This window comes from Burkholderia cepacia complex sp. TUM26381 (assembly GCF_057439935.1).
On sequence record NZ_CM172007.1, the window covers coordinates 605,020 to 631,433 of the forward strand.

The 26,414-nt window shown below is 64.6% G+C and carries 23 protein-coding genes; 16 read left to right on the forward strand and 7 right to left on the reverse strand.

Going from position 1 to position 26,414, the window contains the following annotated elements:
• Window positions 1–20: 20 nt before the first annotated feature.
• Both ACWMMN_RS19515 and ACWMMN_RS19520 read left to right on the forward strand, forming a co-directional pair.
• Window positions 21–773 carry an alpha/beta hydrolase gene (locus ACWMMN_RS19515; protein WP_486424082.1) on the forward strand — a complete coding sequence of 251 codons (753 nt, stop codon included), beginning with the start codon at window positions 21–23 and terminating at the stop codon, window positions 771–773.
• Between the two features lie 4 nt (window positions 774–777).
• Window positions 778–2,169, forward strand: coding sequence for an MFS transporter (locus tag ACWMMN_RS19520; RefSeq protein ID WP_174993845.1), 1,392 nt, complete (start codon window positions 778–780; stop codon window positions 2,167–2,169).
• Window positions 2,170–2,244: 75 nt separating this feature from the next.
• On the opposite strand, the gene ACWMMN_RS19525 is transcribed toward ACWMMN_RS19520, so the two are convergent.
• Window positions 2,245–2,676 (reverse strand): YciI family protein, encoded by a 432-nt coding sequence (locus tag ACWMMN_RS19525; protein ID WP_059239170.1) that lies wholly within the window; start codon window positions 2,674–2,676, stop codon window positions 2,245–2,247.
• A gap of 208 nt (window positions 2,677–2,884) precedes the next feature.
• Here ACWMMN_RS19525 and ACWMMN_RS19530 point away from each other — a divergent pair, with 208 nt between their 5' ends.
• A complete protein-coding gene (locus ACWMMN_RS19530; protein WP_059239172.1) occupies window positions 2,885–3,115 on the forward strand; it encodes a hypothetical protein in 231 nt (76 codons plus the stop codon).
• Between the two features lie 42 nt (window positions 3,116–3,157).
• Here ACWMMN_RS19530 and ACWMMN_RS19535 read toward each other — a convergent pair whose 3' ends face one another.
• The 4 genes from ACWMMN_RS19535 to ACWMMN_RS19550 all read right to left on the reverse strand — a co-directional run bounded on the left by ACWMMN_RS19535 (window position 3,158) and on the right by ACWMMN_RS19550 (window position 7,342).
• Complete coding sequence (locus ACWMMN_RS19535) at window positions 3,158–3,859, reverse strand: oxygen-binding di-iron domain-containing protein (protein WP_342705341.1); 702 nt, start codon at window positions 3,857–3,859, stop codon at window positions 3,158–3,160.
• Window positions 3,860–4,056: 197 nt separating this feature from the next.
• Window positions 4,057–5,481 (reverse strand): MFS transporter, encoded by a 1,425-nt coding sequence (locus ACWMMN_RS19540; protein ID WP_340625724.1) that lies wholly within the window; start codon window positions 5,479–5,481, stop codon window positions 4,057–4,059.
• Between the two features lie 151 nt (window positions 5,482–5,632).
• Entirely contained in the window at window positions 5,633–6,394 is a 762-nt protein-coding gene (locus ACWMMN_RS19545) for an ABC transporter permease (RefSeq protein WP_059239178.1), read from the reverse strand.
• Window positions 6,395–6,397: 3 nt separating this feature from the next.
• Window positions 6,398–7,342 carry an ABC transporter ATP-binding protein gene (locus ACWMMN_RS19550; RefSeq protein WP_059239180.1) on the reverse strand — a complete coding sequence of 315 codons (945 nt, stop codon included), beginning with the start codon at window positions 7,340–7,342 and terminating at the stop codon, window positions 6,398–6,400.
• Window positions 7,343–7,765: 423 nt separating this feature from the next.
• On the opposite strand from ACWMMN_RS19550, the gene ACWMMN_RS19555 reads away from it, so the two are divergent.
• The 13 genes from ACWMMN_RS19555 (at window position 7,766) to ACWMMN_RS19615 (ending at window position 22,903) form a co-directional block, all read left to right on the forward strand.
• Window positions 7,766–8,062 (forward strand): cupin domain-containing protein, encoded by a 297-nt coding sequence (locus ACWMMN_RS19555; RefSeq protein WP_059239182.1) that lies wholly within the window; start codon window positions 7,766–7,768, stop codon window positions 8,060–8,062.
• Window positions 8,063–8,679: 617 nt separating this feature from the next.
• The gene (locus ACWMMN_RS19560; RefSeq protein ID WP_059240913.1) at window positions 8,680–10,281 is read left to right on the forward strand and encodes a DUF2957 domain-containing protein; all 1,602 of its coding nucleotides are present in this window, start codon (window positions 8,680–8,682) and stop codon (window positions 10,279–10,281) included.
• 71 nt (window positions 10,282–10,352) lie between these two features.
• The gene (locus ACWMMN_RS19565; protein ID WP_486423813.1) at window positions 10,353–11,606 is read left to right on the forward strand and encodes a DUF2957 domain-containing protein; all 1,254 of its coding nucleotides are present in this window, start codon (window positions 10,353–10,355) and stop codon (window positions 11,604–11,606) included.
• Between the two features lie 73 nt (window positions 11,607–11,679).
• The gene (locus ACWMMN_RS19570; RefSeq protein WP_059239186.1) at window positions 11,680–12,504 is read left to right on the forward strand and encodes an OmpW/AlkL family protein; all 825 of its coding nucleotides are present in this window, start codon (window positions 11,680–11,682) and stop codon (window positions 12,502–12,504) included.
• Between the two features lie 121 nt (window positions 12,505–12,625).
• Complete coding sequence (locus ACWMMN_RS19575) at window positions 12,626–13,129, forward strand: hypothetical protein (RefSeq protein ID WP_059239188.1); 504 nt, start codon at window positions 12,626–12,628, stop codon at window positions 13,127–13,129.
• 180 nt (window positions 13,130–13,309) lie between these two features.
• Window positions 13,310–13,813, forward strand: a complete 504-nt coding sequence (locus tag ACWMMN_RS19580; RefSeq protein WP_486423814.1) for an activator protein — start codon at window positions 13,310–13,312, stop codon at window positions 13,811–13,813.
• Between the two features lie 231 nt (window positions 13,814–14,044).
• Entirely contained in the window at window positions 14,045–15,166 is a 1,122-nt protein-coding gene (locus ACWMMN_RS19585; RefSeq protein ID WP_486423815.1) for a hypothetical protein, read from the forward strand.
• Window positions 15,167–15,526: 360 nt separating this feature from the next.
• Complete coding sequence (locus ACWMMN_RS19590; protein ID WP_486423816.1) at window positions 15,527–16,669, forward strand: MGDG synthase family glycosyltransferase; 1,143 nt, start codon at window positions 15,527–15,529, stop codon at window positions 16,667–16,669.
• Window positions 16,666–17,160: a hypothetical protein gene (locus ACWMMN_RS19595; protein ID WP_059239196.1), complete on the forward strand. Its 495-nt coding sequence runs from the start codon at window positions 16,666–16,668 to the stop codon at window positions 17,158–17,160. Before ACWMMN_RS19590 ends, ACWMMN_RS19595 begins: the two co-directional genes overlap by 4 nt.
• Window positions 17,161–17,166: 6 nt before the next feature.
• Complete coding sequence (locus tag ACWMMN_RS19600; RefSeq protein ID WP_059239198.1) at window positions 17,167–17,751, forward strand: dual specificity protein phosphatase family protein; 585 nt, start codon at window positions 17,167–17,169, stop codon at window positions 17,749–17,751.
• 421 nt (window positions 17,752–18,172) lie between these two features.
• Complete coding sequence (locus ACWMMN_RS19605) at window positions 18,173–19,099, forward strand: hypothetical protein (RefSeq protein ID WP_486423817.1); 927 nt, start codon at window positions 18,173–18,175, stop codon at window positions 19,097–19,099.
• A 10-nt stretch (window positions 19,100–19,109) separates the two neighbouring features.
• On the forward strand, window positions 19,110–21,839 hold the full coding sequence (locus tag ACWMMN_RS19610) for a toxin VasX (RefSeq protein WP_486423818.1): 2,730 nt from the start codon (window positions 19,110–19,112) through the stop codon (window positions 21,837–21,839).
• Window positions 21,836–22,903 (forward strand): hypothetical protein, encoded by a 1,068-nt coding sequence (locus ACWMMN_RS19615; protein WP_342705338.1) that lies wholly within the window; start codon window positions 21,836–21,838, stop codon window positions 22,901–22,903. Before ACWMMN_RS19610 ends, ACWMMN_RS19615 begins: the two co-directional genes overlap by 4 nt.
• Window positions 22,904–23,217: 314 nt before the next feature.
• On the opposite strand, the gene betA is transcribed toward ACWMMN_RS19615, so the two are convergent.
• Together betA and betB are read right to left on the reverse strand one after the other, a co-directional pair.
• On the reverse strand, window positions 23,218–24,918 hold the full coding sequence (gene betA / locus ACWMMN_RS19620) for a choline dehydrogenase (RefSeq protein ID WP_059239205.1): 1,701 nt from the start codon (window positions 24,916–24,918) through the stop codon (window positions 23,218–23,220).
• A gap of 25 nt (window positions 24,919–24,943) precedes the next feature.
• Window positions 24,944–26,413: a betaine-aldehyde dehydrogenase gene (gene betB, locus ACWMMN_RS19625; RefSeq protein WP_486423819.1), complete on the reverse strand. Its 1,470-nt coding sequence runs from the start codon at window positions 26,411–26,413 to the stop codon at window positions 24,944–24,946.
• Window position 26,414: the final 1 nt, after the last annotated feature.

The following is a 26,414-nucleotide window of genomic DNA, read 5'->3' on the forward strand; positions in this document are numbered from 1 at the left end:
ACGATGCGCGATTTCCGTACGTGCTGTACGTGCCGGACGACATCCGGTCGCCGGACAACGACGTCGAGCTGGTCGTCGTGATACATGGCACGGGGCGGCAGTTCACGCAGTACCGCGACGCGTTCGCGCCGTTCGGCCGCTGGAACCGCTGCATCGTGCTGTGCCCGCTGTTTCCGGTCGGCGTGTGCGGCGACGGCAATCGCAACGGCTTCAAGCGGCTCGCCGAAAGCGACATCCGCTATGACCGCGTGCTGCTCGACATGGTGAGCGAAGTTGGCGAGCGCTACGGCAAGCGCTTCGACCGGTTCGCACTGTCCGGCTATTCGGGCGGCGGGCAGTTCGCGCACCGCTTCGCGTATGTGCATCCCGAGCGGCTGTGGGCCGTGTCGATCGGCGCGCCGGGCAACGTCACGCTGCTCGATCCGCAAAAGGCGTGGTGGCTCGGCCTCGGCGGCGTCGAGCGGCAGTTCGGCAAGCCGTTCGACGCGGCGGCGCTGGCGCGCGTGCCGGTCCAGATGGTGGTCGGCCGCGCCGATCTCGAGACGTGGGAAATCACGGTGCGCGAAGACAGCGCGATGTACGTGCCCGGCATCAACGATGCGGGCGCGACGCGGCCCGAGCGGCTGCGCGCGCTCGCGGCGTCGTTCGAGGCGGCCGGTGTCCGCGTGCGCTTCGACGCGTTGCCCAACGTCGCGCACAACGGGATGCAGACCGTCGAGACGGTGCAGGACTTCCTTGCGCAGACGCTGCGTGCATTGCGCACTGGAGGCTAGGCTCATGGAAATCGGCGACGAAGCGGGGCAGGCCCGCAAGGTCATCGTGTCGACCGTGATCGGCGGCACGTTCGAGTGGTTCGACTTCATGGTGTACGGCTACTTCTCGAGCCTGATCGCGCGGACGTTCTTTTCCGGCGTCGGGCGCGGCGAATCGATGCTGCTGACGTTCGCGACGTTCGCCGTCGGGTTTCTCGCGCGGCCGGTCGGCGGCGTCGTGATGGGGATGTATGCGGACCGTGCCGGGCGCATGAAGGCGTTGTCGTGGATCATGGTCGCGATGTCGGTCGGGTCGCTGCTGCTCGGCCTCACGCCGGGCTACGCGACCTGGGGCATCGCCGCGCCGGCGCTCGTCGTGGCGGGCCGGCTCGTGCAGGGGTTCGCGGTCGGCGCGCAGTTCGCGCTGTCGTCGGTGTCGATCTACGAGGTTGCGCCGCCAGGCAAGAAGATGTTCTACGGCAGCTTCAACATGCTGTCGCTCGGGCTCGCGGCGATGTTCTCGTCGGGCGGCAGCTACCTGCTGTCGCGCTACCTGTCGCATGCGGCGATGGCCGAATGGGGCTGGCGCGTACCGTTCCTGATCGGCGCGCTGGTCGGCCCGCTCGGCTTCTACATCCGCCATCACGTCGACGAATCGGCGGCGTTCCAGCGGATGCGCGCGCGGCCGGCCGCGCGGGCGCCGGCCGGCGTGCGCGCCCGCGCGTTCGTCCGCGAGAACGGCGATGCGCTCGTCTGCGCGATCGGCGTGATGATCGCCGGCACGTCGCTGAACTACGTGTGGAATGCGTACCTGCCGAACTACGCGCAATCGCAGCTGCATTTGCCGCTCAGCTCGTCGCTGCAGGCCGTGTTCGTCACGAGCATCCTGTCGTGCGTGCTGTCGCCGCTGTTCGGCAAGCTGGCCGACCGGATCGGCCCCTACCGGTTGTTCTGCTGCTTCATCGCCGGCTGGCTCGTGTGCGTGTTCCCGCTGTTCTGGTATCTGCTGGACGCGCCGACCGCGAACCGGCTGATGATCGTGCATCTGATCGGCATGCTGTTCCTGACGCTGCAGGGCGCCGCGCATCCGGGGATGCTCGTGCAGATCTTCACGGTCGAAGGGCGTTCGACCGGGGTGGCGATCGCATACAACTCGTCGGTGACGCTGTTCGGCGGGCTCGCGCCGTTCTACATCTCGGTGGTCGCGCACCTGACCGATGCGCGGTTCATCCCGCCGAGTTACCTGTTCGGCACGAGCCTGCTCGCGATCGCGCTGGTGCTGGCCACGCGTACCGGACGGCGCTCGATACGGCACGACTGCGCGCAGCGCGGGCGCGGCGACGCCGTGCATGCGGGCGAGTTTGCCGGTTCGGGCGGCACCGTTCCGGCGCATGAACGGACGCAGGCGCGGCCGTGACGTTGCCGGTTGCCGCCACGGCCGACGGCAACCGTGCGAAGCGGGGCGGGCGCGAGGTTCACGCCCGCCCGCCGCTCACGACTTCGGCCGGGCGTCGACTTCCGCACGCATCCGCGCTTCCTGCTCCTTCAGCTCGGGCGTGAAGGCGTCGCCGAAATCGGCGGCTTCGAACAGCGGGCGGATCTCGATGTCGGAGTCGCCCGGCATCGGATTCGGGCAGCGCTTCACCCATTCGACGGCTTCTTCCATCGATTTCACCTGCCACAGCCAGTAGCCGGCGACGAGTTCCTTCGTTTCGGCGAACGGGCCGTCGATGACGGCGCGGTTCTTGCCGGAGAAATGGACGCGCTTGCCGTGGCTGCTCGGGCGCAGCCCGTCGGCGTCGAGCAGGATGCCGGCTTTCACCAGCGCCTCGTTGAAGCGGCCCATTTCGGCCATGCTTTCGGTGTCGGGCAAGCGGCCGGATTCGGAATCGGCGGTGGCTTTGACGATGACCATGACGCGCATTGTCGTATCTCCTGAAAAATGAACGGGGCAACCGCCGACGGTATCGACGGCAAAAAAGACCGGTTACGACAACACGACGCACGAGAATGACGCGAATCGACATCGTGCACGAAGAATTTTCGATGACAGGCCGGCCGGCGGGCGCCGCCGCGGAGCGCGCTGCCAAAACTGGTATGCTGATCCTCGCCACGTTGACGCGGAGGGTGCCATGGCTGCTAAGGAAGTCTCGAAGAAGAAGTACCTGAAAATCCTGAACAAACGCCTGCGTGCGGAGCCGAAGGCCCCGGCCGGCGCGTCGTTTGTGTTTTTCCCGCTGGGCGCGAAGGCGAAGCACGCGACGGGTGTCGTGTCCGGCGACGCGCGCAGCAAGGGCGAACTGGCCGTGATGGCCGCGGTCCAGCGCAAGGCGGCCGAAGAGTTCGTCGTCGCCGGCGCCTGACCGGCACCCGCTCGACCTCCATTGGAATGCCGCCGCCGCGGCTTACGCGGCGGCGGCTTCGCAGTGCGCGATCGCGCCGGCGAGCACACGCGGGATGTCATGCGTAATCGCCGGGCCGTGCATCGGCAGGATGAGGTCGAGATCGAGCGCCTGGATCCGCCGCAGTGCGCTCGCCATGTGCGCGAGCGACGGCAGATAGTCCGAGCGCCGGATCGACTCGAGGATGACCGGCAGCGGGTCGTCCGTTTCCTCGTCGCCGAAGCGCATCAGGATGTCCGACGACAGCAGCGCCCTGTACGCCGGCAGGTACACGACCAGCGCATCCCATTGATGGACATGCTTCGTGAAGACCGGCACGACGTCGACGCCTGCAATGGTCGTCGGCTCGCCGTCCTTCAGCAGCTTCGTGCGCACGCCGAAGATGTCGGCCAGCCCGTGCGTGCACATCGGATGGCCGTACGCGACGAGCGCCGGATTGGCCGCGAGAAAGTCGGGCAGCGCGCCCATCTCGTCGACTTCGAAATGCGGCACGATCACGCTGCTCACCATCGACGGCGTGATGCCGACGGTCGCGAGGCTCGCGCTCAGTTGCGGAAAATTGGCGCGCGTGCCCGTTTCGATACACACGACGCCGCCGTCCGGCGCGCGCACGAAGAACTGGCTGAAACCGAGCTTCAGCTTGTCGATGTAGGTCGTTGCGCGAAACAGGCCGCTGCGGATTTCTTCGATTCGGGCGTGGTCCATCGATGCAATCCTCGCGCGGGGAGTGGGGCGGGACGGCACCGTCGCGCGCTCGCCGCGACGTATTGAACGAGGGCTGCGCGTGAACCGGTGCGTCGATGCAGTCTAGCAGCGTCGCCCCGGATCCGAAGCCTGCCGGTTTGCGTAGCGGCCGGGAACGGCGCTGAACGCGTTCACGGCCTGACAGCCAACCCCGACGGTCAGGACAGCTTGTCGGCCGCCGTCGCCGGATAGCGGCCGTTGCCGCCTGTCTCGTCGCCTGCCGCCAGTTGCTCCAGCGCGAGGCCCTTCGTCTCGATCCCGAGCGTCCACACGGCGATCGCCGCCGCGATGAACGACAGCGCGCCGAGCGTGAACACACCGCCCTGGCCGAACACCGGCAGCACGACGCCGACCACGTAAGGCCCGATCAGCGAGCCGACGCGCCCGATCGCCGATGCAAAGCCCGAGCCCGTCGCGCGCGCGCCGGTGCCGTACAGCTCGGGCGTGTACGTGTACAGCGCGGCCCACATCCCGAACAGGAAGAACTGCATTGCGAGGCCCGTGACGATCAGTAGCGTCGTGCTGCCGCCGTACAGTGCGCTCTGGCCATAGGCGTATGCCATCGCACCGCCGCCGATCAGCGACGCGATGCAGGTCGGCTTGCGCCCCCAGCGTTCGACGAGCCACGCGGCGCACAGGAAGCCCGGCACGCCGCCGAGCGAGATCAGCACCGTGTAGAACACCGATTTCGTGACTTCGAAGCCGGCTTGCTGCAGCAGCGCGCCGAGCCACGAGGTGAGACCGTAGAAGCCGAGCAGCGCGAAGAACCACAGCAGCCACACCATCACCGTGCGGCGACGGTACACGCCGCTCCAGATCTCGCGCAGCGCGCCGTGGCCGCGTGCCACAACCGGTTCGGCGAGCCGCGACGGCGGCGGCAGCGTCGTGACGCCGGCCGAGCGCATCACCTTCGCCTCGATCGTGTGCATCACGGTGTCGGCTTCCGTGTGCCGGCCCGCATGTTCGAGCCAGCGCGGCGATTCGGGCACGATCCGGCGCACGACGAGCACGAACACCGCGGGAATCGCGAGCAGCGCGAACACGGTGCGCCAGCCGAACTGCGGCAGCACGAAGTACGCGACGACGCCGGCCGTGATGAAGCCGAGCGGCCAGAAGCCGTCCATCAACGCGATCAGGCGGCCGCGCTTCTCGGTCGGCACGAACTCGGACAGGAGCGTCTGCGCGACCGGGAATTCCATCCCCATCCCGATGCCGAGCAGCACGCGGTAGACGATCAGCGCGTCGACGCTCTGCGCGGTCGAGCACAGGTACGACGCGGCGCCCCACAGCACCATGCTCCACTGGAACACCGGCCGGCGGCCGAAGCGGTCGGCGAGCAGGCCGGCGACGGCCGCGCCGAGCACCATCCCGAAGAAGCTCGCGCTCGCGACGAGGCCGGCGGCCGCGGTCGACAGACCGAACTCCTTGCGGATCGAGCCGAGCACGAACGTCATCGTGCCGAGGTCGACCGAGTCGAAGAAGAACGCGATCGCGATGATGAAGAAGATGCGCTTGTGATAGCCGGAGAACGGCAGGCGTTCGAGCCGGGCAGCGGCGGAGGCGGGAGCGGTGGCGGCGGGCATGGCGTCCTCTGAAATGAAAAAGGGGCCGCGCAGCGCATGCTCCAGGGCCCCGATGCTTCACATTCAGTAGACGCGACCACAAACTGCCGCATCAGAGGAAAAGCGCCGCCTGCTTGCCCAAATGCGTCATCGGCGGGCGGCGCGTGCCACGTCAGTTCTTCAGCTTGTAGCCGGTGCGGAACATCCACGCGACGATCGCGAGCAGGATCACGAGGAACAGCCCGGTCGCGGCGAGGCTGATCCATACGTGCACGTCGGCGAGCCCGTAGAACGACCAGCGGAAACCGCTGATCAGGTAGACGATCGGGTTGAACAGCGTGATCACGCGCCATGCGGGCGGCAGCATGTCGACCGAATAGAAACTGCCGCCGAGGAACGTGAGCGGCGTGATGATCAGGAGCGGCACGAGCTGCAGCTTCTCGAAGCTGTCGGCCCAGATGCCGATCACGAAGCCGAACAGGCTGAACGTGATCGCCGTCAGCACGAGGAACAACACCATCCAGAACGGATGCAGGATGTGCAGCGGCACGAACAGGCCGGCCGTGGCGAGGATGATCACGCCAAGCAGCATCGACTTCGATGCGGCCGCGCCGACGTACGCGATCACGATCTCCCAGTACGACACCGGCGCGGACAGGATCTCGTAGATCGTGCCGGTGAAGCGCGGGAAGTAGATGCCGAACGATGCGTTCGAGATGCTCTGCGACAGCAGCGACAGCATCACGAGGCCCGGCACGATGAACGACCCGTAGCCGATGCCGTTCACGTCGCTGATGCGCGAGCCGATCGCGGAGCCGAACACGACGAAATACAGTGACGTCGAAATCACCGGCGCGATGATGCTCTGCATCAGCGTGCGGCGCGTGCGGGCCATTTCTGCGCGGTAGATCGCGCGGATTCCATGCCAGTTCATGCGTCAGGCTCCTTGCACGCCGTTGCGGCGGTTGTCGATCAGGCTGACGAAAATGTCCTCGAGCGAGCTCTGCGTCGTGTGCAGGTCGCGAAAGCCGATGCCGGCCGAGCCGAGCGCGTTGATCAGTTTTGCGATGCTCGCGTCGTCGCGCTGCGAGTCGTACGTGTAGACGAGCGCGGCGCCGTCGTCCGCGCGTTCGAGCCCGAACGGCGCGAGCGCAGGCGGCACGTCTGCGAGCGGGTGCTCGAGCTGCACGGTCAGCTGCTTCTTGCCGAGCTTGCGCATCAGCTCGCGCTTTTCCTCGACGAGCACGAGCTCGCCGCCGAGGATGATGCCGATCCGGTCGGCCATTTCCTCGGCTTCCTCGATGTAGTGCGTGGTCAGCAGGATCGTCACGCCGCTTTCGCGCAGCGAATCGACGAGCTTCCACATGTCGCGGCGCAGTTCGACGTCGACGCCGGCCGTCGGCTCGTCGAGGAACAGGATGCGCGGCTCGTGCGACAGCGCCTTCGCGATCATCACGCGACGCTTCATGCCGCCCGACAGCGTCATCAGCTTGTTGTCGCGCTTGTCCCACAGCGACAGCGCCTTCAGCGTCTTCTCGATGTACGCGGGATCGGGCGCCTTGCCGAACAGGCCGCGGCTGAACGACACGGTCGCCCAGACGGTTTCGAACGCGTCGGTGGTCAGTTCCTGCGGCACGAGGCCGATCATTTCGCGCGCCGCGCGGTATTGATCGCGGATATCGTTGCCGCCGACCGTCACACGGCCTGCGGTCGGCGTGACGATCCCGCAGATCGAGCCGATCAGCGTCGTCTTGCCGGCGCCGTTCGGCCCGAGCAGCGCGAAGATCTCGCCGGGGCGGATGTCGAGGGTCACGTGCTTCAGCGCCTGGAAGCCGGACGCGTAAGTCTTGGAGAGGTCGGAGACGGAAAGGATCGGTTGCATGCTCACGGATGGCACGGCCGGCCGGCGCGACGCGGGGTGCCGCGCGTGCCCGGTGTCGCCGCCGCTGCGAGGCGGACGGGACCGGGGACGGCATGGCGAACGGGCGTCATGTCGAACGGCGTTGTGGTGCGGGATCGCGGGACCGCCATATTAGCAATCGGTAGATCGAAATGCATTCTGATGGAAAGGCGGGGCATTGCCGATGCCGGATTGGCATGAACTGAGCGGTCATCAGTCAATAAAAAAGAGCTTTATTTGAATTGAGCGAACAATTGCGGGCATTTTCCGCAAACCGGGCCGTGACCGCGTCGCCGCGCGTGCGGCCGGCCGACTGTGCTGCCCGAAGGACCTTGCGCCGTATCGGGACGGAACGCATCGCGCTCGCGATAATGCGTTCCTTTCATCGTTTACGGAGCGGCGCGCATGTCTTTGATCGATTTCAAATCCGTGGCGGACGCCCAGGCCGCCGCATGGAAATCCACGATCGTCGGCGAGGTCGGGCCGGCCCGGATCAAGGTGCTGCGCATGGATGCGCAGCCCTACGAGGCGGAAGTGCACGACTACAACGAGGGATTGCTGGTGCTCGACGGCACGCTGATGCTCGAAGTCGAAGCGGAAACGGTCGTGGTCGGGGCCGGACAGATGTATCTCGCGCGGGCCGGCATCCGTCACGCGGTGCTGCCCGGCAGCCACGGCACGCTCGCGATCATCGACGTGTAAGGTTGCGCTGCAACATGCGCGGCGGCCGCTGAAGGCCGGCTGGCTTGGCTCGGCGCGGATTGGCGGTCGCCGTTCAAACGCGTGTTCCATGGCCCCGGTATTTGTCTGAGCAAATAAAATGAAGGCTGTTTGAAAATCTGTCAAATACCGTGTAAACGCTAGGATCGCGCGGGTTCATTCGTTTGGAACTCTGCATCCATTTACTTGTTTGAATGGTCCGATCATAGTCTCGACAAACGACGCATCACGATAACGAATCAAGCGTACGGATGGAGACCACACCATGAGACGCCTATCCGCGGGGCCAGCCGGACTGCCGTTTCCCGATTTTTCGCTGCATGCAGGCGCGACGCAGGTCGCATGCCTGCGTCGTCACCTCGCCGTGTAGCGGCGAACCACTTTCCGTTTCGATCGTTCCGACGGCGCCGTGCCGCATGACGGCGCTGCGGGAGCGCGCTCGTCTGCCGCCGCGGCATGTGCCGCATCCGCCTGACCGGCATCGCGGCTGCCTTGCGCGCACCGTCATGCGCCGCGCATTCGTGCGGCGGCGCGATACCAACCGGCGGGCCATGCAGCCCGGCCGGACGAGACTTGTCGTACCTGAAAAGGAGGGGTTGATGATTTGCATTCCTGAATGGCGGAAGGCGATCCTGTCGTGCGCGGTGCTTGCGTTGCCGTTCGTCGCCGGTTGCGGCGGCGGCGACGATCCGGGGCCGATCAACGTGCCGCAGTGCTCGGGCAGCGCCTGCGGGCCGAGCGGTGCTGAAACGACGCCGCCAGTGGTGACGAAGCTGTGTCCGGACGCGCTCGATTACACGACGACGTATACGGGCGGTTCGGGCAGCGGCGAATACGTGAAGGTGAAGTTCGACACGACGAAGCTCACCTATCAGATGCAGTTCATCGACTCGTCGGTGCCGACCTCGGCAGGGCAGATCAACAACACGCGCGCGGGCCTGACGATCAGCGGCGCGTTCCATCATCCGACCAATCTCCCGACGGCCGAGCAGAATCGTTGCGCGTTCGTGCTCGACAGCGGCGCGACGAGCGACGGTACGTATTCGGTGACGATCAACCGCGCCGATCCGCCGATGCTGTTCGTCGGCAACGGCGTGGTGGGCGGCGGGATTCCGGGCGCGACGATCGCGTTCCAGGGCATCGACGTCTTTGGATCAATCATCGGGGCGGTGCCGTCGCGTACGTTCGACTTCTACCCGTTCATTGGCTTCACCAACACCGAAACGGATTTCACGAAGGTGGCCGGCGCGTATAACGAGGTCGGCATTCACCTGTCTCCGCCCGGTACCGGCTATCAGACCAGCACTCCGGAAGGGTGGCAGCCGGACGTCGTGAACTGGAACCAGACGTTCAATGCGGACGGGACGTGCACGATCACGCAAGGCAGCGACTACTCCTGCCAGACGACCGGTACGCCGTGGACGTTGCGTAAAAACGCGGACGGCACACCCGATAACGTATTCGTCAGCAACGCGCAACCGGGGCAGGCCTATCCGACGGCCGGCCAGGGACAGCCGCTGGTGCTCATCGTGCCGAGCCAGGCACACGGCGTGATGATCGTCGGCAAGCTGAATGGCGCGCTGGTGCCGATCGTGATACGCGTCGGGTATGCGTATGCTCCGGCGGGTAATCCGCTGGGCTCGGTGGCCGATGCGGAAGTCGGCATCTCGATGCTCGCGCCTTCCAAGGCTGTTGCGACCAACCTGCTGAAGGGCGGTTTCATCGGTGCGACGAGCGCATCCGCGTGTGGTGTGGTGACCTCCAACGGGCCGTCGAGTGTCGCAGCGACTTCGAAGCCGAGCTTCAATGCGCTCGTCCCGCATCCGGACCTGCCTGGCGTGTACAACACGACGTTCAATTTCTTCATGCCGGCCGCCGGCAACTGCAGCGACGGCACCGCCGTGTCGACCATCGCGGCGAATTACACGTCGACGCTGTTCCAGGGCAATACCGCGGCTTTCATCGACCCCCAGACGTCGTCGGAGACCGCACAGTTCGGGCTGGACTATACGCAGGCCACACCCGGCAAGATCGCGGTCACGGCCAACAGCGACTTCAACGCGAAGGGCGCGAACGGCAACGTGGCGATCTTCAAGAAGGGCGATACGGGCTGGATCCTGACGGCTGGCAACGTCTACGCGATGGTCGTCAACAACAGCCAGGTCAACCCGTTCTTCACGGTCGGCGCGTTCGTCCAGTAACCCTGCATTGAACACGTAACACCGGCGGCGCATGCGTCGCCGCCGGCGAATCGAATTTCAAGAGGATTCCTATGAATTTGAAACAATGGATGGCTGCGGCGTCGCTCGCGCCCGTGCTGACCGCATGCGGTGGAGACGGCGACCCGCCGCCCGCGCCGGTGGTCCGGCTGTGCCCGCAGACGATCGACTACAACACGGTGTTCATCGGCGGGTCGGGGTCGGGCGAACTCGTGAAGGTGCAGCTCGACACGACGAAGATGACGTACCGGATGACTTACCTCGCATCGCCGGTACCGACCACCGCGGGCACCGTTCAGCCGACGCGCGACACGGCCCCCGCGAATGTGGTCGACGGCACGCTGGCCGACGAAACGGGGCTGCCGACGGTGAAGCTGAACCAGTGCACGTTCCGGATGCAGAACGCGAGCCTCGACCCGAGCCGGCCCGCGCGGCTGTTCCTCGGCGAAGGCGTGCTGGGCGGCGCGATTCCGGGCGCGACGATCCAGTTCAACGGCGTGATCGGCGTCGGCAAGATTCCGCAGACGACGTTCCCGTACTACCCGTTCATCAGCTTCTCGTCGCTCGAAACCGACCTGACGAAGATCGCCGGCACGTACAACCAGCTCGGCTATCACCAGGTGCCGTCGCAGAACTTCCAGCCGGTGGCGCTCGACCAGAAGGTGACGATCAACGCGGACGGCAGCTACGTCGAGACCGACAACTTCGGCAAGAAGAACGGCGGGCAGCCGCTTGCGTCGAGCGCGACCGTGAACCAGCCGTTCACGCTGCGTCCGGATGCGCCGGCGTTCCAGTCGCTCAACTACCTGCCGCAGATTCCGCCGACACTCGCCGCGCTCGATCCGGCGAAGGCCGGCAAGGGGATCCTGATCGTCGGCAAGCTGCGCAACCAGCTCGTGCCGATCTTCATCCGCACCGGCGCCGCGAACGCGGACCTCACGCAAGGGCCGCCGAGCGCGGACGACGAATCGGGCATCTCGTTCCTGAGCCCGCAGACGGCGATCGCGCAGGGCTCGCAGGACGGCGAGTACACGGGCGTCGACAGTGCGTTCAACTACCGCGCGACCGCGCTCATCGGTGCACAGGCCACGCTGCTCGATCCGTTCAACGCGTCGCAGGCCGCGCTCACGCGCGCGCTGAACCTCGACTACACGCAGAAGGTGCCGGGCGTCGTGACGACCGTGCATGCGGATGCGGCGTCGGGGCCGGCAACCGGCAAGTTCGTGTTCACCGGCGGCGTATTCGGGTTCCTCGACATGAACGATACGAGCAACCCGTACTTCACGGTCGGCGCATTCGTGCAGTGACGCACGCCTGGATGGAGACACGGCGGCGCCGCGCGCAGATGCGCGGCGCCCGGACAGAATGAGGGGAGACTTCATGAAGAAGCTGATTGTCGCGGGTATCGTCGCAGGCGTGTCGACGCTCGCATCGGCCCAGCAGGCGGGCGACAACGTCGCGACGCTGGGCTGGCTGCACATCATGCCGCAGGATTCGACCAACGGGCTGACGACGAATCTCGCGGGCATGCCGATCAACGGGCCGCTGCGCCTGCCCGGTTCGTTCACGTCGCCGGGTACGAGCCTGACGGTCAACAACGCCGATACGGTCGGCCTCACGCTCACGCACTTCTTCACCGACCACATCGCGGTGACGTCGGTGCTCGGTGTGCCGCCCGAGTTCACGCTGACCGGGCACGGCACGATCAAGCCGCCGGGCCCGGCCGGTGCGCTCGGCAGCGTCAACATGGACGACCCGGCGAACCAGCCGGCGGTGAAGAACGCGCGGCAGTGGAGCCCCACGATCATCCTGCAGTACTACTTCAATTCGTCGACGGCGCGGTTCCGGCCGTTCGTCGGGATCGGCGTGGCGTACAGCTGGTTCAGCAACATCGAACTGAACGGCAACTTCGCGAGAGACATCAACCAGAACCTCGGCAGCGTACTCGCGGCCGGCGCCGGCAAGCCGGGGCCGACGTCGGTGGAGGGCAAGGCGTCGTCGTCGTTCACGCCGGTCTACAACATCGGCGCGAGCTATGCGATCGACAAGCACTGGGGGCTGACGGCGACGCTGACGTACATGCCGCTGAAGACCTACTCGTCGCTCGTGATCAAGGCGGCCGACGGCTCGACGCTCGCGACCACGCGCACGAAGTTGAAGGCCGACCCGCTGATCACGTTCGTCGGGATTTCCTACAAGTTCTGAGCCGACCGGCGCGCATGACGCGTGCCGGCGGTTTCCTGCGACCGGCTGGCCGGATCGTTCCGGCCGGAAGGTTGCGTTCCTGGCGGCGTGCCGCCATTTGTAAAGAGAGGGGGCAGTTCAAATGAGCATTCGCAAAATCGTATCGCTTGTTGCTGCAGTGGCTTTCACCGCGGTTTCGGCCGCGCCTGCTTTTGCCGTCACCGTTTCGCGCGTGGACGGTCAGCCGATGAATCCGAACGGCGAGCCGTTTTCCGCGTCGGGGCTCACGAATCTGAGCAAGGGGCAGATCAGCGCGCCCTGTACCGCGACCTTTAACGGCACGATCACGTCGACCGGCATCGTCAACATCACGTCGACGACGTTCTCGGGCGGCGCGACGTGCGGCCTGATCAGCGGCAGCGCGAGCAGCACGTCGCCGTGGACGGGCCAGGCCGACAGCACGACGCAGCTGTCGATCAACAACGTGAAGGTGAACGTCACGCTGCTCGGCGCGTGCGGGCCGAGCAAGGTCGTGACGGCGTGGAGCGATGCGAACTCGTCGCTGACGTTCAACAACGCCACGCTGACGCCGGACTGCACGGTGGGCGGCACCGTTCTGACGTCGCCGAAGTTCCACGTGCAGTAAGCATTGCGGATCGAAGCGGATACCCGTTGCGCGCGAGGGCCGTGCGGTAGGCGCGGCGGGTTTTCGCGGTTTCGATGGGTTCGTGCCGTCGCGCGTATCGGCGCGGCGGCCGGATTCATTCGCAGAGCGGCCGCAGTTCGGGTGGCAGGCCGCCGCATATCGAGAGAGAGGGCCTCACAAATGAAAGCTCGTCGAATCACGTTGCTTGTTGCGACTGTGGCATTCGCCGCGGTTTCGGCCGTGCCTGCATTCGCAGTGACTGTTTCGCGCATGGACGGCATGCCGATGAATCCGAATGGCGAACCGTTTTCCGCGACGGGGTTGATGAACGTCGGTAAGGGAGCGATTGTCGCGGTCTGCAGTACCACGTTCAACGGTACGATCTCGTCGACCGGTATCGTCAACGTGACGTCGACGCAGTTCACCGGGGCTCCCCTCTGCAGCTTGTTCGCCGGTAGCGCGAACAGCGCTTCGCCGTGGACGGGACAGGTGGATAGCACGACGCAGTTGTCGATCAATAACGCGCAGATGAACGTCAATTTGCTCGGGGTTTGCGGGCCGGGAAAGATAGCAACGACATGGAAAGACTCGGACTCGTCGCTGACGTTCATGAACGTCGTGCTGCCGCGTGATTGCACGTTCGCCGGGACGCTCGCGACGTCGCCGAAGCTCCACGTACAGTAACCATGACCGAGCGAAGCGGGGCGCCCGCCCGTGCATGAGGATCGTGTGGTTCGCACGTGAGTTTTCGCTTCCTCGATGTATTCGCGTCGTCGCGCTTATCCGCGTGACGGCCGAGCCACCCGTGTCGCGATCCGATACGGGTGGACTTGCCGGGCCGGCGTGACGTACTGCGCCCCCGACTCGATCGAAACAAAACGATTCCAATTCGACCAGAACTATCCCGGACGACCCATGCTTACCGATCCAGCAAAGTATGGCGAGGCCCGCGGTGCGACGCCTGACCGGCTGCGCACGGCCGCGTGGCTGCAGTACCTGATCGACCATCTCGACGCGATTGCTTGCGCGGCGATGGCGGGCGACGCGTACGACATGACTGTCGTCGCGTCGCACACGATACGCATGCAGGCCGGCGTCGACCTGTCTCATGAAGCCGCCGCGATCCTCCACCGGCTCGTCCCGTGGATCGCAACGGACGGCGGCGGCTGCGCGTGCGACCCGGCCGATCCGCTCGGCGCATGCTCGCATGTGCCTTCCGCGCAGCAGCTCGCGGAGGCCGAACGTTGCTGCCCCGGCTCGCGCGCCGCATTCGACACCGCGCACGGCGTGATCGATGCGTGTGCGTTCGACGACCCCGAGGTCGGCTGGGCCGCGCTCGAACGGATTGCCGGCGGCGTCGAATGCAGCAACGAAGACGCCGTCGAACGCATCGCCCACGAAAATGACGCGCCCGGCGAGACGCCGCCTGCGAAGAACCTGAGAGAACGACTGACCGCCATCGCGGCGACAAGCGCGCAAACACCGGATCGCCCCGGCGCCGTCATCGACGCGATCGTGTTGCGCGCATGCGGCCCGCGCGACGACGCGGCCCGCATCGACGAGATGGCCGCGCTCGCGATGTTCTCGGCCGAACTCGCTGCCGGCAACGGGGTGTCGGTTGCCGCGTACGGCGGCCGGCACAACCTCGTTGCGCGGGCGATCGGAACGCATCGCGCCGATCTCGCGTCGGTGGACGGGCTGTTCGCGGCGCTATCCGTATGCCGGCTCGATCGACTGACGGGCGCCGGCAGTTTCTGGGCTTACTCCCTGCTGGCGGGCATCGTGATTGCCGCGCCGGACACGGTTCGGGAAGTCGGCCGCCGCTTTCATGGCGACACGTGGCAAACGTGGCTCGACCACGTGCTCGCGTGGCCTGCGGTCAGCCGCTTCGGGACGAAGGAGGATGTCGCGTTCGACCGTTTGCGCGGCGCGATGAGTCTAACGTCGCGCAGGAACCCGATCGTCCGCGCCAAGCGGATGCGGACGCGCGCCGTCGCGATCTCCCGGTTCGGCGAAGACGAGGGCAACGCCGGCTGACGCGAAGCCTTTGCCGAAACGAAACGACGGGTATCGCCCGGCGCGAGCGTCCCGTTTGCGCTGAAGAAACACCGGGCCCCGTTCGCACGCGCGAGCGGGGCGTCACGCCGTCGCCATCCACGCGCGACCGCGCCTCATCCCCATCCGACCGCCCGCGCGGCACCCTCCGTTCCAGGCCTCGTCGCCCGGACGCAGTATGATTCCGCAGGCGATGCGGTCGATCGGCCGATCCGGGCCAACCGATCGACCGCACCGCCGAAGATCCGCCAGGCTGGTTGAAAGCCGGACGCAAGATGCCGCCGCGTAACCGCGCTGCTGCCGACCCGCATCCGGACCCCCTTCATCGAAACGGTCAGTCAGATGTCAAAGCAAAACAAGAAAATCCTGCTCCTGAGCGTCAGCGCCGGCGCCGGGCATACCCGCGCGGCCGAAGCGATTCGCGCATTCGCCGATCACCATCCGGCCGGCATCGAAGCCACCCACCTCGACGTAATGGATTTCGTGTCCACCGGCTTCCGCAAGCTGTACACCGATTTCTACATCAAGCTCGTCAGCAGCCAGCCGGCACTGTGGGGCTACTTGTACCAGAAGACCGACGAAGCCGATCCCGCCGCCGCGTCGCAGAAGATCCGCCGCGCGATCGAGCGGCTCAACTGCCGCCAGCTGCTCGCGGAGATCGAGCGGCAGCGCCCGGACGCGATCATCTGCACGCACTTCCTGCCGGCCGAACTGTTGTCGCGCGAGATCCGCAAGGCGCGCATCGACACGCCGGTGTGGGTGCAGGTCACCGATTTCGACCTGCACAGCATGTGGGTCGTGCCGCACATGTGCGGCTACTTCGCGGCCAACGACGAGATCGCGTGGCGCATGCATGCACGCGGCATGGCGCCGGAAACGGTGCACGTGAGCGGCATCCCGATCATGCCGGCGTTCGGCCAGCCGCTCGATCGCGCAGCGTGCGCGGCCGAGTTCGGCCTCGATCCTGCGCGTCGCACGTTCCTGATGATGTCCGGCGGCGCAGGCCTCGGCGGGCTCGACGTGCTGGCCGCGCGGCTGCTCGAGATGGACGCCGATTTCCAGCTGATCGCGCTGGCCGGCAAGAACCAGGCGATGCTCGCGTCGCTGCAGGCGCTGGCTGCGCAGCATCCGGGCCGGCTCTTTCCGCAGGGCTTCACGCAGCAGGTCGAACGCCTGATGGCGTGCGCCGACCTCGTCATTACGAAGCCGGGCGGCCTGACGACGTCCGAATGCCTCGCGATGCAGTTGCCGATGATCGTCAACTCACCGATTCCGGGCCAGGAAGAGCGCAACGCGGATTTCCTGCTCGAACAGGGCGTCGCGCTGAAGGCCATCGACGACGATGCGCTCGTCTACCGGATCCGCGCGCTGCTGCAGACACCGGAGCGCCTGGCCGACATGCGTCGACGCCTCGCGCCGCTCGGGCGGCCGCTGGCCGGCCGCTTCGTGCTCGACCGCGTGCTGGGCCTGGAGCCGGTCGCATGAGCGTTGCGCGTTTCATCCCGGCGCGCCATACGCTGTTCGTCGTCGCCTGGGTCGTGCTGCTCGCGTATTGCTTCGCGAACGTCGAGATCCAGATCGAGGGGAGCGCGGGCTGGGCCGCGAACCTGCCGACCTGGCGCATCGAGCATCACTGGCTGCTCGACCTCTTTTGGGGCGGGCGGCCGATGACCGGCTACCACGCATGGGTGTTCCCGTTCGTCGCGCTGTTCTTCCACTTGCCGCCGATCTTCAACGGGCGGTGGTCGTGGCGCATCGAAGCGCGGATCGTTGCGTGCATCATGGTGTTCTGGCTGACCGAGGATTTCCTGTGGTTCGTGCTGAATCCGGCCTACGGTCTGTCCCGCTTCAATCCGGCCCACGTGCCGTGGCATATCCACTGGCTGGGCGTCGCGCCGACCGACTACTGGACCATGAGCGCGGCCGCGATCGTGCTGTTCGTCCTGTCCCGCGAGCGCAAGCGCGCATTCTATTGAACCGACATGAAAATCGCCGTCATTGCCTCGCTCGCCGTCACGCTCGCCGCGCTCGTGCAGCCGGCCCACGCGGACCCGGCCTCCGACGCGTCCGCCCGGCCGATCAAGTGGGCGCAGAGCGTGGTCGATGCGCACGTGAACAACCTGCATCGCATCACGCCGACGCTGTACCGCAGCGCGCAGCTGTCGCGCGCGGACGTGCCGGAACTGCAGAAGCTCGGCATCCGCAAGGTCATCAGCTTCCGTTCGTTTCATGCGGACGACACCATTCTGGCCGGCACGCAGATCCGGATGCAGCGCATCCGGATCAACACGTGGGACATCCGCGACGAAGACATGGTCACCGCGCTGAAGGCGCTGCGCACGGCCGACCAGGACGGCCCGGTGCTGATCCACTGCCAGCACGGCGCCGATCGCACGGGCCTCGTGTCCGCGCTGTACCGGATGGTGTACCAGGGCTGGACGCGCGAGCAGGCGCTCGATGAACTGCAGCACGGCGGCTACGGCTTTCATCCGGTCTGGCAGAACATCACGAACTACCTGAAGCACGTCGACGTCGAGCGTTTGCGGCAGGCAGTGAACAACGGCTGAGCCGGAAAGGAAAACGCCGCCGACGGGAACCGTCGGCGGCGTTTCTTTTTGGGCGACCGGACGGCATGCCCGAGGTCGTCAAACCGTCTCCGGCTGCCGCGCCGCCTTCGCGATAATCCACGCCATTGCCCCTGTTCGCGACGAAATAAGGCACGTCCACGCGCGCGAGCGGTTGCTTGCCACGGATCTTGTCAGGGATATCGATCGCCGATTGGCGCATCGTTTCACGTCATCCAGGTTTGATTCCCGATCAAAATGCCTTGCTGAAGGTTTGTTAGATGCAATGCAGTGCTCATGAAAATCGCTTGATGAATTTCTGATTCGTCCGATAGACCTTAAGGCGATTGACCGGTACTTTTGGTCCCCGTCCAACAGGCGCCGACGCTATTCGCTATAGCGGGACAGGAACGGGGGAAACCTGATGATCACAAAGCTTGAACTGCAGCAATGGTCTCGCCGAGTGGTGAAAGCACTGCCACATACGAACTGGACGACGTTGACGCAGGGGCCACGTCCGTGGCTTTGCCTGAGCGGTACTCACAGCGATTCGCTTGAAGAGGAAGTCCAGGCCGTGACCGGGCGGTTCCAGTATCGCTGGGTCTGGCGCGATACCACCTGGGAGTATGGCATCCCCGGTTACCGCCAGGGGCCGCTGCTGGTTCCCCTTGACGAGCCGCTCTATGCACATGCCGTCGAATGCTGGCTACGCCGGCAGGCCGGATTTATCCTGCTGGGTCCCGACGAAGAAGACGCCTTGGTATTCCACCTCCAGCGATTGCGTTTGCTGGAGGCATCCGACGGCTTTCCGATCAGCATCGGCCTGCATGCCGGGCGACCACTCGAAGAACTGTGCGAAGGGTTGCCGGCGGATCGTCTGTCCGAACTGTTCGGCCCCATCAAACGCCTCATCTGGTATGCGGGCGACGAGCATGCGGGTGAGTGGCTGTTTGCCGATGTGCCGGCCACCGATCGCCCGACATCAGTGCCAGACGGGCACATCGCGTTGACGTTGAACGACGAGATCGCACTCGATCAGGCCAGCCTTGCGTGGTTCATGCGCGACTGCGCCCGCGCGTTCCGTCAACGCTTTCCGGCCTACAACCATCCGGATAACGAACCGGTGCTATGGCAGCATCTGGCCCACTTTGCCAACGAAGCGACCGACCCACTGGCGCTCACCACGGAGCGCGACGTGCGCCATTACATGGAACTGCGCTTCCAGTATTCGCATGAACTGTTTGCCAAGGATGCCACGTTGCGTGGCATCTTGATCCAGCGGCAGGTGGATGGGAAGCAGCGCCTGTTCGCAGCCGAAGCGAGGCTCAAGACACTCGCTTTGACGGCGTAAGGAAAGGATTATGGCAGCCCAGTACGACAAGGCGTTAGGCCCGAATCATCCCAGCGAACAACAAGTCGGCAAAGCCATCTCGCCGCCGCCGTGCGAGCACGGTATCCCCATCTATCCGTTGCGATATGGCGTGGCGGACGCTCCGTGTCATGCGAGCACCGGGTTGAGCAGTCCATACCCGGCACTTTCGGCAGGGAAGCAGCAGGGGCTTCGCATGTTGCGGTCGGGATGTTACCTCTATGTTCGTTACGTCAGGAACGGGCGTATGTGGGCGCGGCAATACAGAGTGACTGAAAACGGGCGCTTCATCGCATTGTGGTGGACAGAGAAGGACTATCAGGGCGAATTCCCGGGGCGCCATGCGCGAATCGATGTCGGCACCGACCGGCCGTATGTGCTCATTCCCAAGGAGCAGGCAAGCGGTTCGGTGTGGTTGATGGTGAGCGACAGCATGCTCAGTCATCGCGCGTTATGCGAAATAGAGCGTGATTCAGCACAGCGGGATTTGCTGGCGCGCGAGATTAAACCACTCGGTGGCAAGCAAGCCCACTGCTTCGCTGCTGATCACCTTCCGCAGGCGCTACCGGAGCATTCGGGGCAGGTCTATCCCTGGAGTGCGAGCTTGCCGAAGAAGGCGGCAGGGCAATCTGTTGCTGATGCCATGCGGGTTGCTGCGCTTCCTCAGAAGGACGTGGACCTACTCGCCGTGGCACTGCCTGATCCAGTAGGCATGCTGATGGATCTCAATCAGTTGGTGGGCGCTGCGCTTCAGGATCAAGAACCCTATGTGACGGAGGCCGCGCGCAAGCTGAGAGTATGGGGAATGATCGAGTCGCTTGCTGATGCAGCTCGACAGCGTGCGATCCAAGAGGCCGTGGCGAGCGTGACTATAGGGGGCGTCAGGACACACGCGGATTATCCCTATCAGCGCGGCAAAGCCGGCTACGCCAGTCGTATGCGCTTCGCCGACCATCAAGCTTACGACGCGTTCATCAAGCAACACCCGAAACGGTTGGCCAGTCTTCAGAAAGCGGTGGATGTGGTTGCGGCGGATTTGTGGGAGGTATTTCAGTCAGTCAAGCCCGCCTATACCACGCTGCTGACGCTTTACGAAAATAAGGACATCGAAAATTTTATCGACAGGCGACAAGTCGGCGCTTGCACATTGACAGGTCTGGTCCACCATCCGAAGGGCGAAGCATACCTGCAAAAGTGCGTGACGACGGATGGCTTGACGGGTTGGCTGCACGATCTCGTTCTCGGAAATCCGCTAGTCGGCGACTGGGTGGACTGGCGCAACAGTGGTGCCGTGGCTGGTGGCCTCATCAACGACACGGTCATCGAGCGTGCGCAGACGCTGTTGAAGTCGATTCCGGCGGATGCCGCGTCGCAGCAGTTGAGCGTCATGATCGGCGCGCTTGTCGCCAGGAGCAAGCTGCGCAGCCCGGCGCAGTTTTGGACGAGTGCATACCGTCCTGCGTTGGAAGCACTGGATGGTCAATTGGCGGGCGCTGTACCGGTCAAGCTAAAGGACGCGGGTACTTGGGTGCGGGACCAATTGGGGATCGAAGGCGGGGATGGTTTTCGGCCACGCACCGTCGCGCAAAAGGCCAACGAAATGCTTGTGCTGTACAAGATGCAGGATGTCCAACAAGCGCTGAACGACATGGAAAAAGCACCTGCCGAACTTCGGCGGGCGCATAACACGCGTGTGGGCATCGGCGGGCTCGCCGTTATGGTGTCTACCTATAACGCGGCCGTGGCTTTCAATGCATTGGGCAAAGAGGATGGTTTGACTTTGGCGAGCGCATTGGATGCTGGCGGTAAGGTGCTCGGCTTCGGTTCCAGCAGTTTGTTCATGGCGCAGGTGTATCGGAATCGGTTGGCGAATCTTGCGAGGGAAGCTGGTCAAGGGGCGAAGTCCGAGGTGTTGATCGCTTCGGCTAACAAATTGGAGCTTTGGGCTATTGGAACTGCCGCGATAGCTGCCGGAGTCTTCGCATTAAAGGACTTCTACAGCGCTACATCTGGTACCGAAAAGGGTGGATCCGCGGCGTGGAGTGCAATTAGTGGTGCGATTTCTGGCACAGCCAGTGGTTTAGGTGGCCTTTACGTACTCGGCACGGTCAGTCCAAAGTGGCTGACCAAACTCGCTGCCGCCGAGGTTTCAGTTGCCCGCGTTCCGTTCGCTGTCGCGAGGATGGGATCCGGACCCCTAGGGTGGACGTTACTTGCGCTTGATGGCCTCTACTCAGTCGCTCGTGTTATTCATGATTGCATGGCCGCCGAACAAGTGGTGGCCGAGTGGATTGCTCGCAGTGTCTGGGGCAACCGACGCAGCAGTAGCCTCTTCGATCATAAGTCGTTAGAGCCGTACAAGGACGATATCGAGGAACTACACGCGTTTTACACATTGTTCCTCAAGCCAACCATTACGACAGACGTGCAGGTTCTCAATACCGTTGGGACATTGACGATTCCCGGGGTGGCGGAACTGCGCCGCATTACGATCACTCTTCCGGGGTGGAGGTCACAGATCAGCAAATTCGAGCTGACACAGATTCACGGTGCGCTAGGTCGTGTCGCCACGTATAAGGATCCGGATCTGGTGGTTGAACAGGATGGAGTGGGTGTCATCACGTTGTCGAACGATACATTGATTGGCCAGACCAAAGTCGTGTATTGGCCGAACCACTTCACCGAGCCTGATTACAAACTTCCAGCAAGCAACTACCTATGAGTGCGACTAAGGACGATCCCAGCCTGCTGCCGATGGATGCAGCAGGCTTCGAAAAACAGATCGAGGCACTCCGTGCCAAAAGTGACCATATCGGATTGCCAGGCATCACGATAGCGATGTGGCCACCTAAAGTTTGTTTTGCTGACGATGTGTCGGATCCGCAAGTGTTTAACGAACGATATATCGAACCAGATTTTATTCGAGGGCAATGTTCGATGATTATGTATTGCTCTGCACTGATGCATCACTTTTCTCTGGCAATTCTACTGATTGCATTTTTCAAGAATCTGGGCGGCATCATTGAGGCAATTTTACAAACGGGTGTTGCATATGCTTTTTTTTTGATCATCTATGGCTTTATCTTTCGGCTTGCGGCCCTAGGTGCGATATCACCAACGCACCGCTTCAACCGCCAGGCGCAAGTCGTACACATTCCATGGGGCAATCAAACATTGCATCTGAGGTGGCGAGACGTCCGGCCGTTCACTCAAATTGGACAAACGTTGAATGGCCGATTCCGTCTTCATCTCTACTTCCCCCAACCGCACCTGACATTCGGAAAGGTATCCAAGAACTTTATTCGTAAGCTTTACAGTGGACCATTCGATTTAGAAGGTGACTTTGCCTCGCATGACGGCACGACCTTTTGGGCCAATCTGGATCGCCTCGAATTCATCCGTCGCTACATGGAGCACGGCCTGGAGGCGATCCAACCGGATGATCATTTGCGAAGACTCGGCCGCGTACACAAACCGAGCGGCTTTCCAGTGAGCACCCCCAATCCGGACTGGTGGGACCTGTATGTCAGTCGCCCCTTTGTCCGTCTGCTCTACTGGTGTGCGACCGGACCGCTGATCGACTGGTGGGTAGCACGCAAGCGGGCCGCCTATCGCTGGCCCGAAGAGGTGGAACGTTTGTGTGCCCCGGATGCGGATTTGAGCGGCTTCGACACGACGCCTGTCAAATCTCGCACGGACGTTTTCTACCGCTATGCAGGCGACCGCGGCTACGAGTTGGTCGATGCCAAGGGGCGTCCAGTCTCGGAGTGGGGCGTGTCTCGATAGAGGCCGCGGAAACTCGGCGTTCAACACAACGGATTTCATTGGCCGTAGCAGGAAGCGGGGCGCATCCCGCGGACCGAGTGCTGAATCGAAGGCGAGCCCGGCATGAGGCATCAGCCACCACCGTTACGATACCTGGCGGCATGCGTTGGCTTCGTAACTCGACATGACTGCCGCGAAAGGGACGCCCCTTCCGCAGAATACGAAACCGATCGAACTGGCTATAACCGGGAGCATGCGCGTCACAGAGAATGCAGGCCGGGATAGAGCAGACGTCATGCGAATCCCGGTCATGCCTTGTATCGGCGTCGCCCCCGTCAGACCGTCTCGGGCTGCCGCACGGCCTTCGCGACATTCCGCGCCAGTGCGCCGTTCGCGACGAAGTACGGCACGTCGACGCGTGCGAGCGGCTGGCGGCCGCGGATCTTGTCGGCGATCTTCTCGGCGATCATGATCGTCGGCGCATTGAGGTTGCCGGTCGTGATGATCGGCATGATCGACGCATCGACGACACGCAGCCCTTCGAGCCCGTGCACGCGGCCTTCCTCATCGACCACCGCCATGTCGTCGTAACCCATCTTGCACGAGCACGACGGATGGAACGCGGTTTCCGCGCGGGCGCGCACGAACGCGTCCAGTTCCTTGTCGCTCTTGCAATCGGCGCCCGGGTTCAGCTCGCGGCCGCGATAGCGGTCGAGCGCGGGCTGCCGCATGATCTCGCGCGTCGCGCGGATCGCATCGCGGAACTCGCGCCAGTCGAGCGCTTCGGCCATGTAGTTGAACAGGATGCTCGGATGATCGTTCGGGTCGCGCGAGCGCAGCTTCACGCGGCCGCGGCTCGGCGAGCGCATCGAACCGACGTGCGCCTGGAAACCGTGCATCTCGATTGCGTTCGAGCCGTTGTAGTTGATCGCCACCGGCAGGAAGTGGTACTGGATGTTCGGCCACGGATCGTCGTCGCGCGTGCGGATGAAGCCGCCCGCTTCGAAGTGGTTGCTCGCGCCGAGGCCGGTGCCGTTCAGCATCCATTCGAGACCGATCTTCGGCTGGTTCCACCACTTGAGCGCCGGGTACAGCGAGACGGGCTCCTTGCACTCGTACTGGATGTACATCTCCAGGTGGTCCTGCAGGTTCTGGCCGACACCGGGCAGGTCGAGCACGACGGGAATGTCGAGTGCCTTGAGCCATGCACCGGGGCCGACGCCCGAGCGCTGCAGCAGTTGCGGCGACGCGATCGCGCCGCTGCACACGAGCACCTCGCGGCGCGCATGCGCGGTCGCGCGTTCGCTGCCGCGCAGGTACGTGACGCCCGACGCGCGCTTGCCGTCGAACAGGACGCGGTCGGCGAGCGCGTGCGTGACGATCTCGAGGTTCGGCCGTGCACGCGCCTGGTCGAGATAGCCGCGCGCGGTACTGGCACGGCGGCCCTTCGGCGTGACGGTGCGGTCCATCGGGCCGAAGCCTTCCTGCTGGTAGCCGTTCAGATCGTCGGTGCGCGGATAGCCGGCCTGCACGCCCGCGTCGACCATCGCCTCGAACAGCGGGTTCACGCCCGGCTTGCTGGTCGTGACCGACACGGGGCCGCTGCCGCCGTGATAGTCGTTCGGGCCGACGTCGCGCGTCTCGGCTTTCTTGAAGTACGGCAGGCAGTCGAGATACGTCCAGTTCTCGAGGCCCTTGTGCGTTGACCAGTTGTCGTAGTCGAGCGCGTTGCCGCGGATGTAGCACATCCCGTTGATCAGCGACGAGCCGCCGAGCCCCTTGCCGCGGCCGCATTCCATCCGGCGGTTGTCCATGTGCGGCTCGGGGTCGGTCTCGTACGCCCAGTTGTAGCGGCGGCCCTGCAGCGGGTAGGCGAGGGCGGCCGGCATCTGCGTGCGGAAGTCGAAGCGGTAGTCGGGACCACCGGCTTCGAGCAGCAGCACCGTGACGTCCGGATCTTCCGTCAGGCGCGTTGCGAGCACGTTGCCCGCGGAGCCTGCGCCGCAGATGATGTAATCGTATTCGCGTGTCGTCATGACGGTCAGTCTCCTTTCGTGATCCTTAAAACACCGGGTTGTAGCGGCCGAGCTCGACCTGCACCGACTTGATTCGAGTGTAGTGCTCGAGCGTCGTGATGCCGTTCTCGCGTCCGACACCGGATTGCTTGTATCCGCCAACCGGCATCTCGGCCGGCGATTCGCCCCACGTGTTGATCCAGCAGATGCCGGCTTCGAGGCGGTGGATCGTGCGGTGCGCGCGCGACAGGTTCTCGGTCACGACGCCGGCTGCAAGCCCGAAGTGCGTGTCGTTCGCGCGGGCGATCACTTCGTCCTCCGACTCGAAATCGAGGATGCTCATCACCGGCCCGAAGATTTCCTCGCGGACGATCTTCATGTCGTCGCGGCAATCGCCGAACACGGTCGGCGCGACGTACTGGCCGTTGCCGAAGTGGCCGTCGGTCAGGCGCGTGCCGCCCGCGAGCAGCTTCGCGCCTTCCGCCTTGCCGCTTTCGATGAAGCCGAGCACCTTGTCGAGCTGCGCGGCCGACACGAGCGGGCCGAAGTTGGTGTCGGCATCGGCCGGCTTGCCGACGCGGATGCGCTTCACGCGCTCGAGCACCTTCTGCGTGAACACGTCCTTGATCGAGCGGTGCACGAACACGCGCGTGCCGTTCGTGCAGACCTGGCCCGAGCTGAAGAAGTTGGCGGTCACCGCGATGTCGGCCGCGCGGTCGAGGTCTGCATCGTCGAACACGATCAGCGGCGACTTGCCGCCGAGTTCCATCGTCACTTCCTTCAGCGACGACGCGCCGGCCAGCGACATCACCTTCTTGCCCGTCTCGACACCGCCCGTGAACGACACCTTCGCGATGTCCGGGTGGCCAGTCAGCAGCGCGCCGACCGAGCCGTCGCCCTGCACGACGTTGAACACGCCGGCCGGCACGCCGGCTTCCGTATAGATTTCCGCGAGCTTGAGCGCGGTCAGCGGCGTGACTTCGCTCGGCTTGAACACCATCGCGTTGCCGGCCGCGAGCGCGGGTGCCGTCTTCCAGCACGCGATCTGGATCGGGTAGTTCCACGCGCCGATGCCCGCGCACACGCCGAGCGGCTCGCGGCGCGTATAGACGAACGACTCGGCGCGCAGCGGCACCTGCAGCCCTTCGATCGCGGTCGCGAGGCCCGCGTAGTACTCGATCACGTCCGCGCCGGTGACGATGTCGACCGCGAGCGTCTCGCCGATCGGCTTGCCGGTGTCGCGCGTTTCCAGCGCCGCGAGCGCGTCGTTGCGCTCGCGCAGCAGGTCGACCGCGCGGCGCAGGATGCGCGAGCGCTGCATCGCGGTCATCGCGGCCCATTCGCGCTGGCCTTCCTGGGCGGATGCAACGGCGCGGTCGACGTCGGCCGCGCTCGCCTGCTGGACCTGGGCGAGCAGTTCGCCGGTGGCGGGATCGAAGGTGTCGAAAGTCTTGCCGCTCGTGGCGTCGACGTAACCGCCGCCGATGTAGAGGCGCTGCAAACCGAATACGGACATG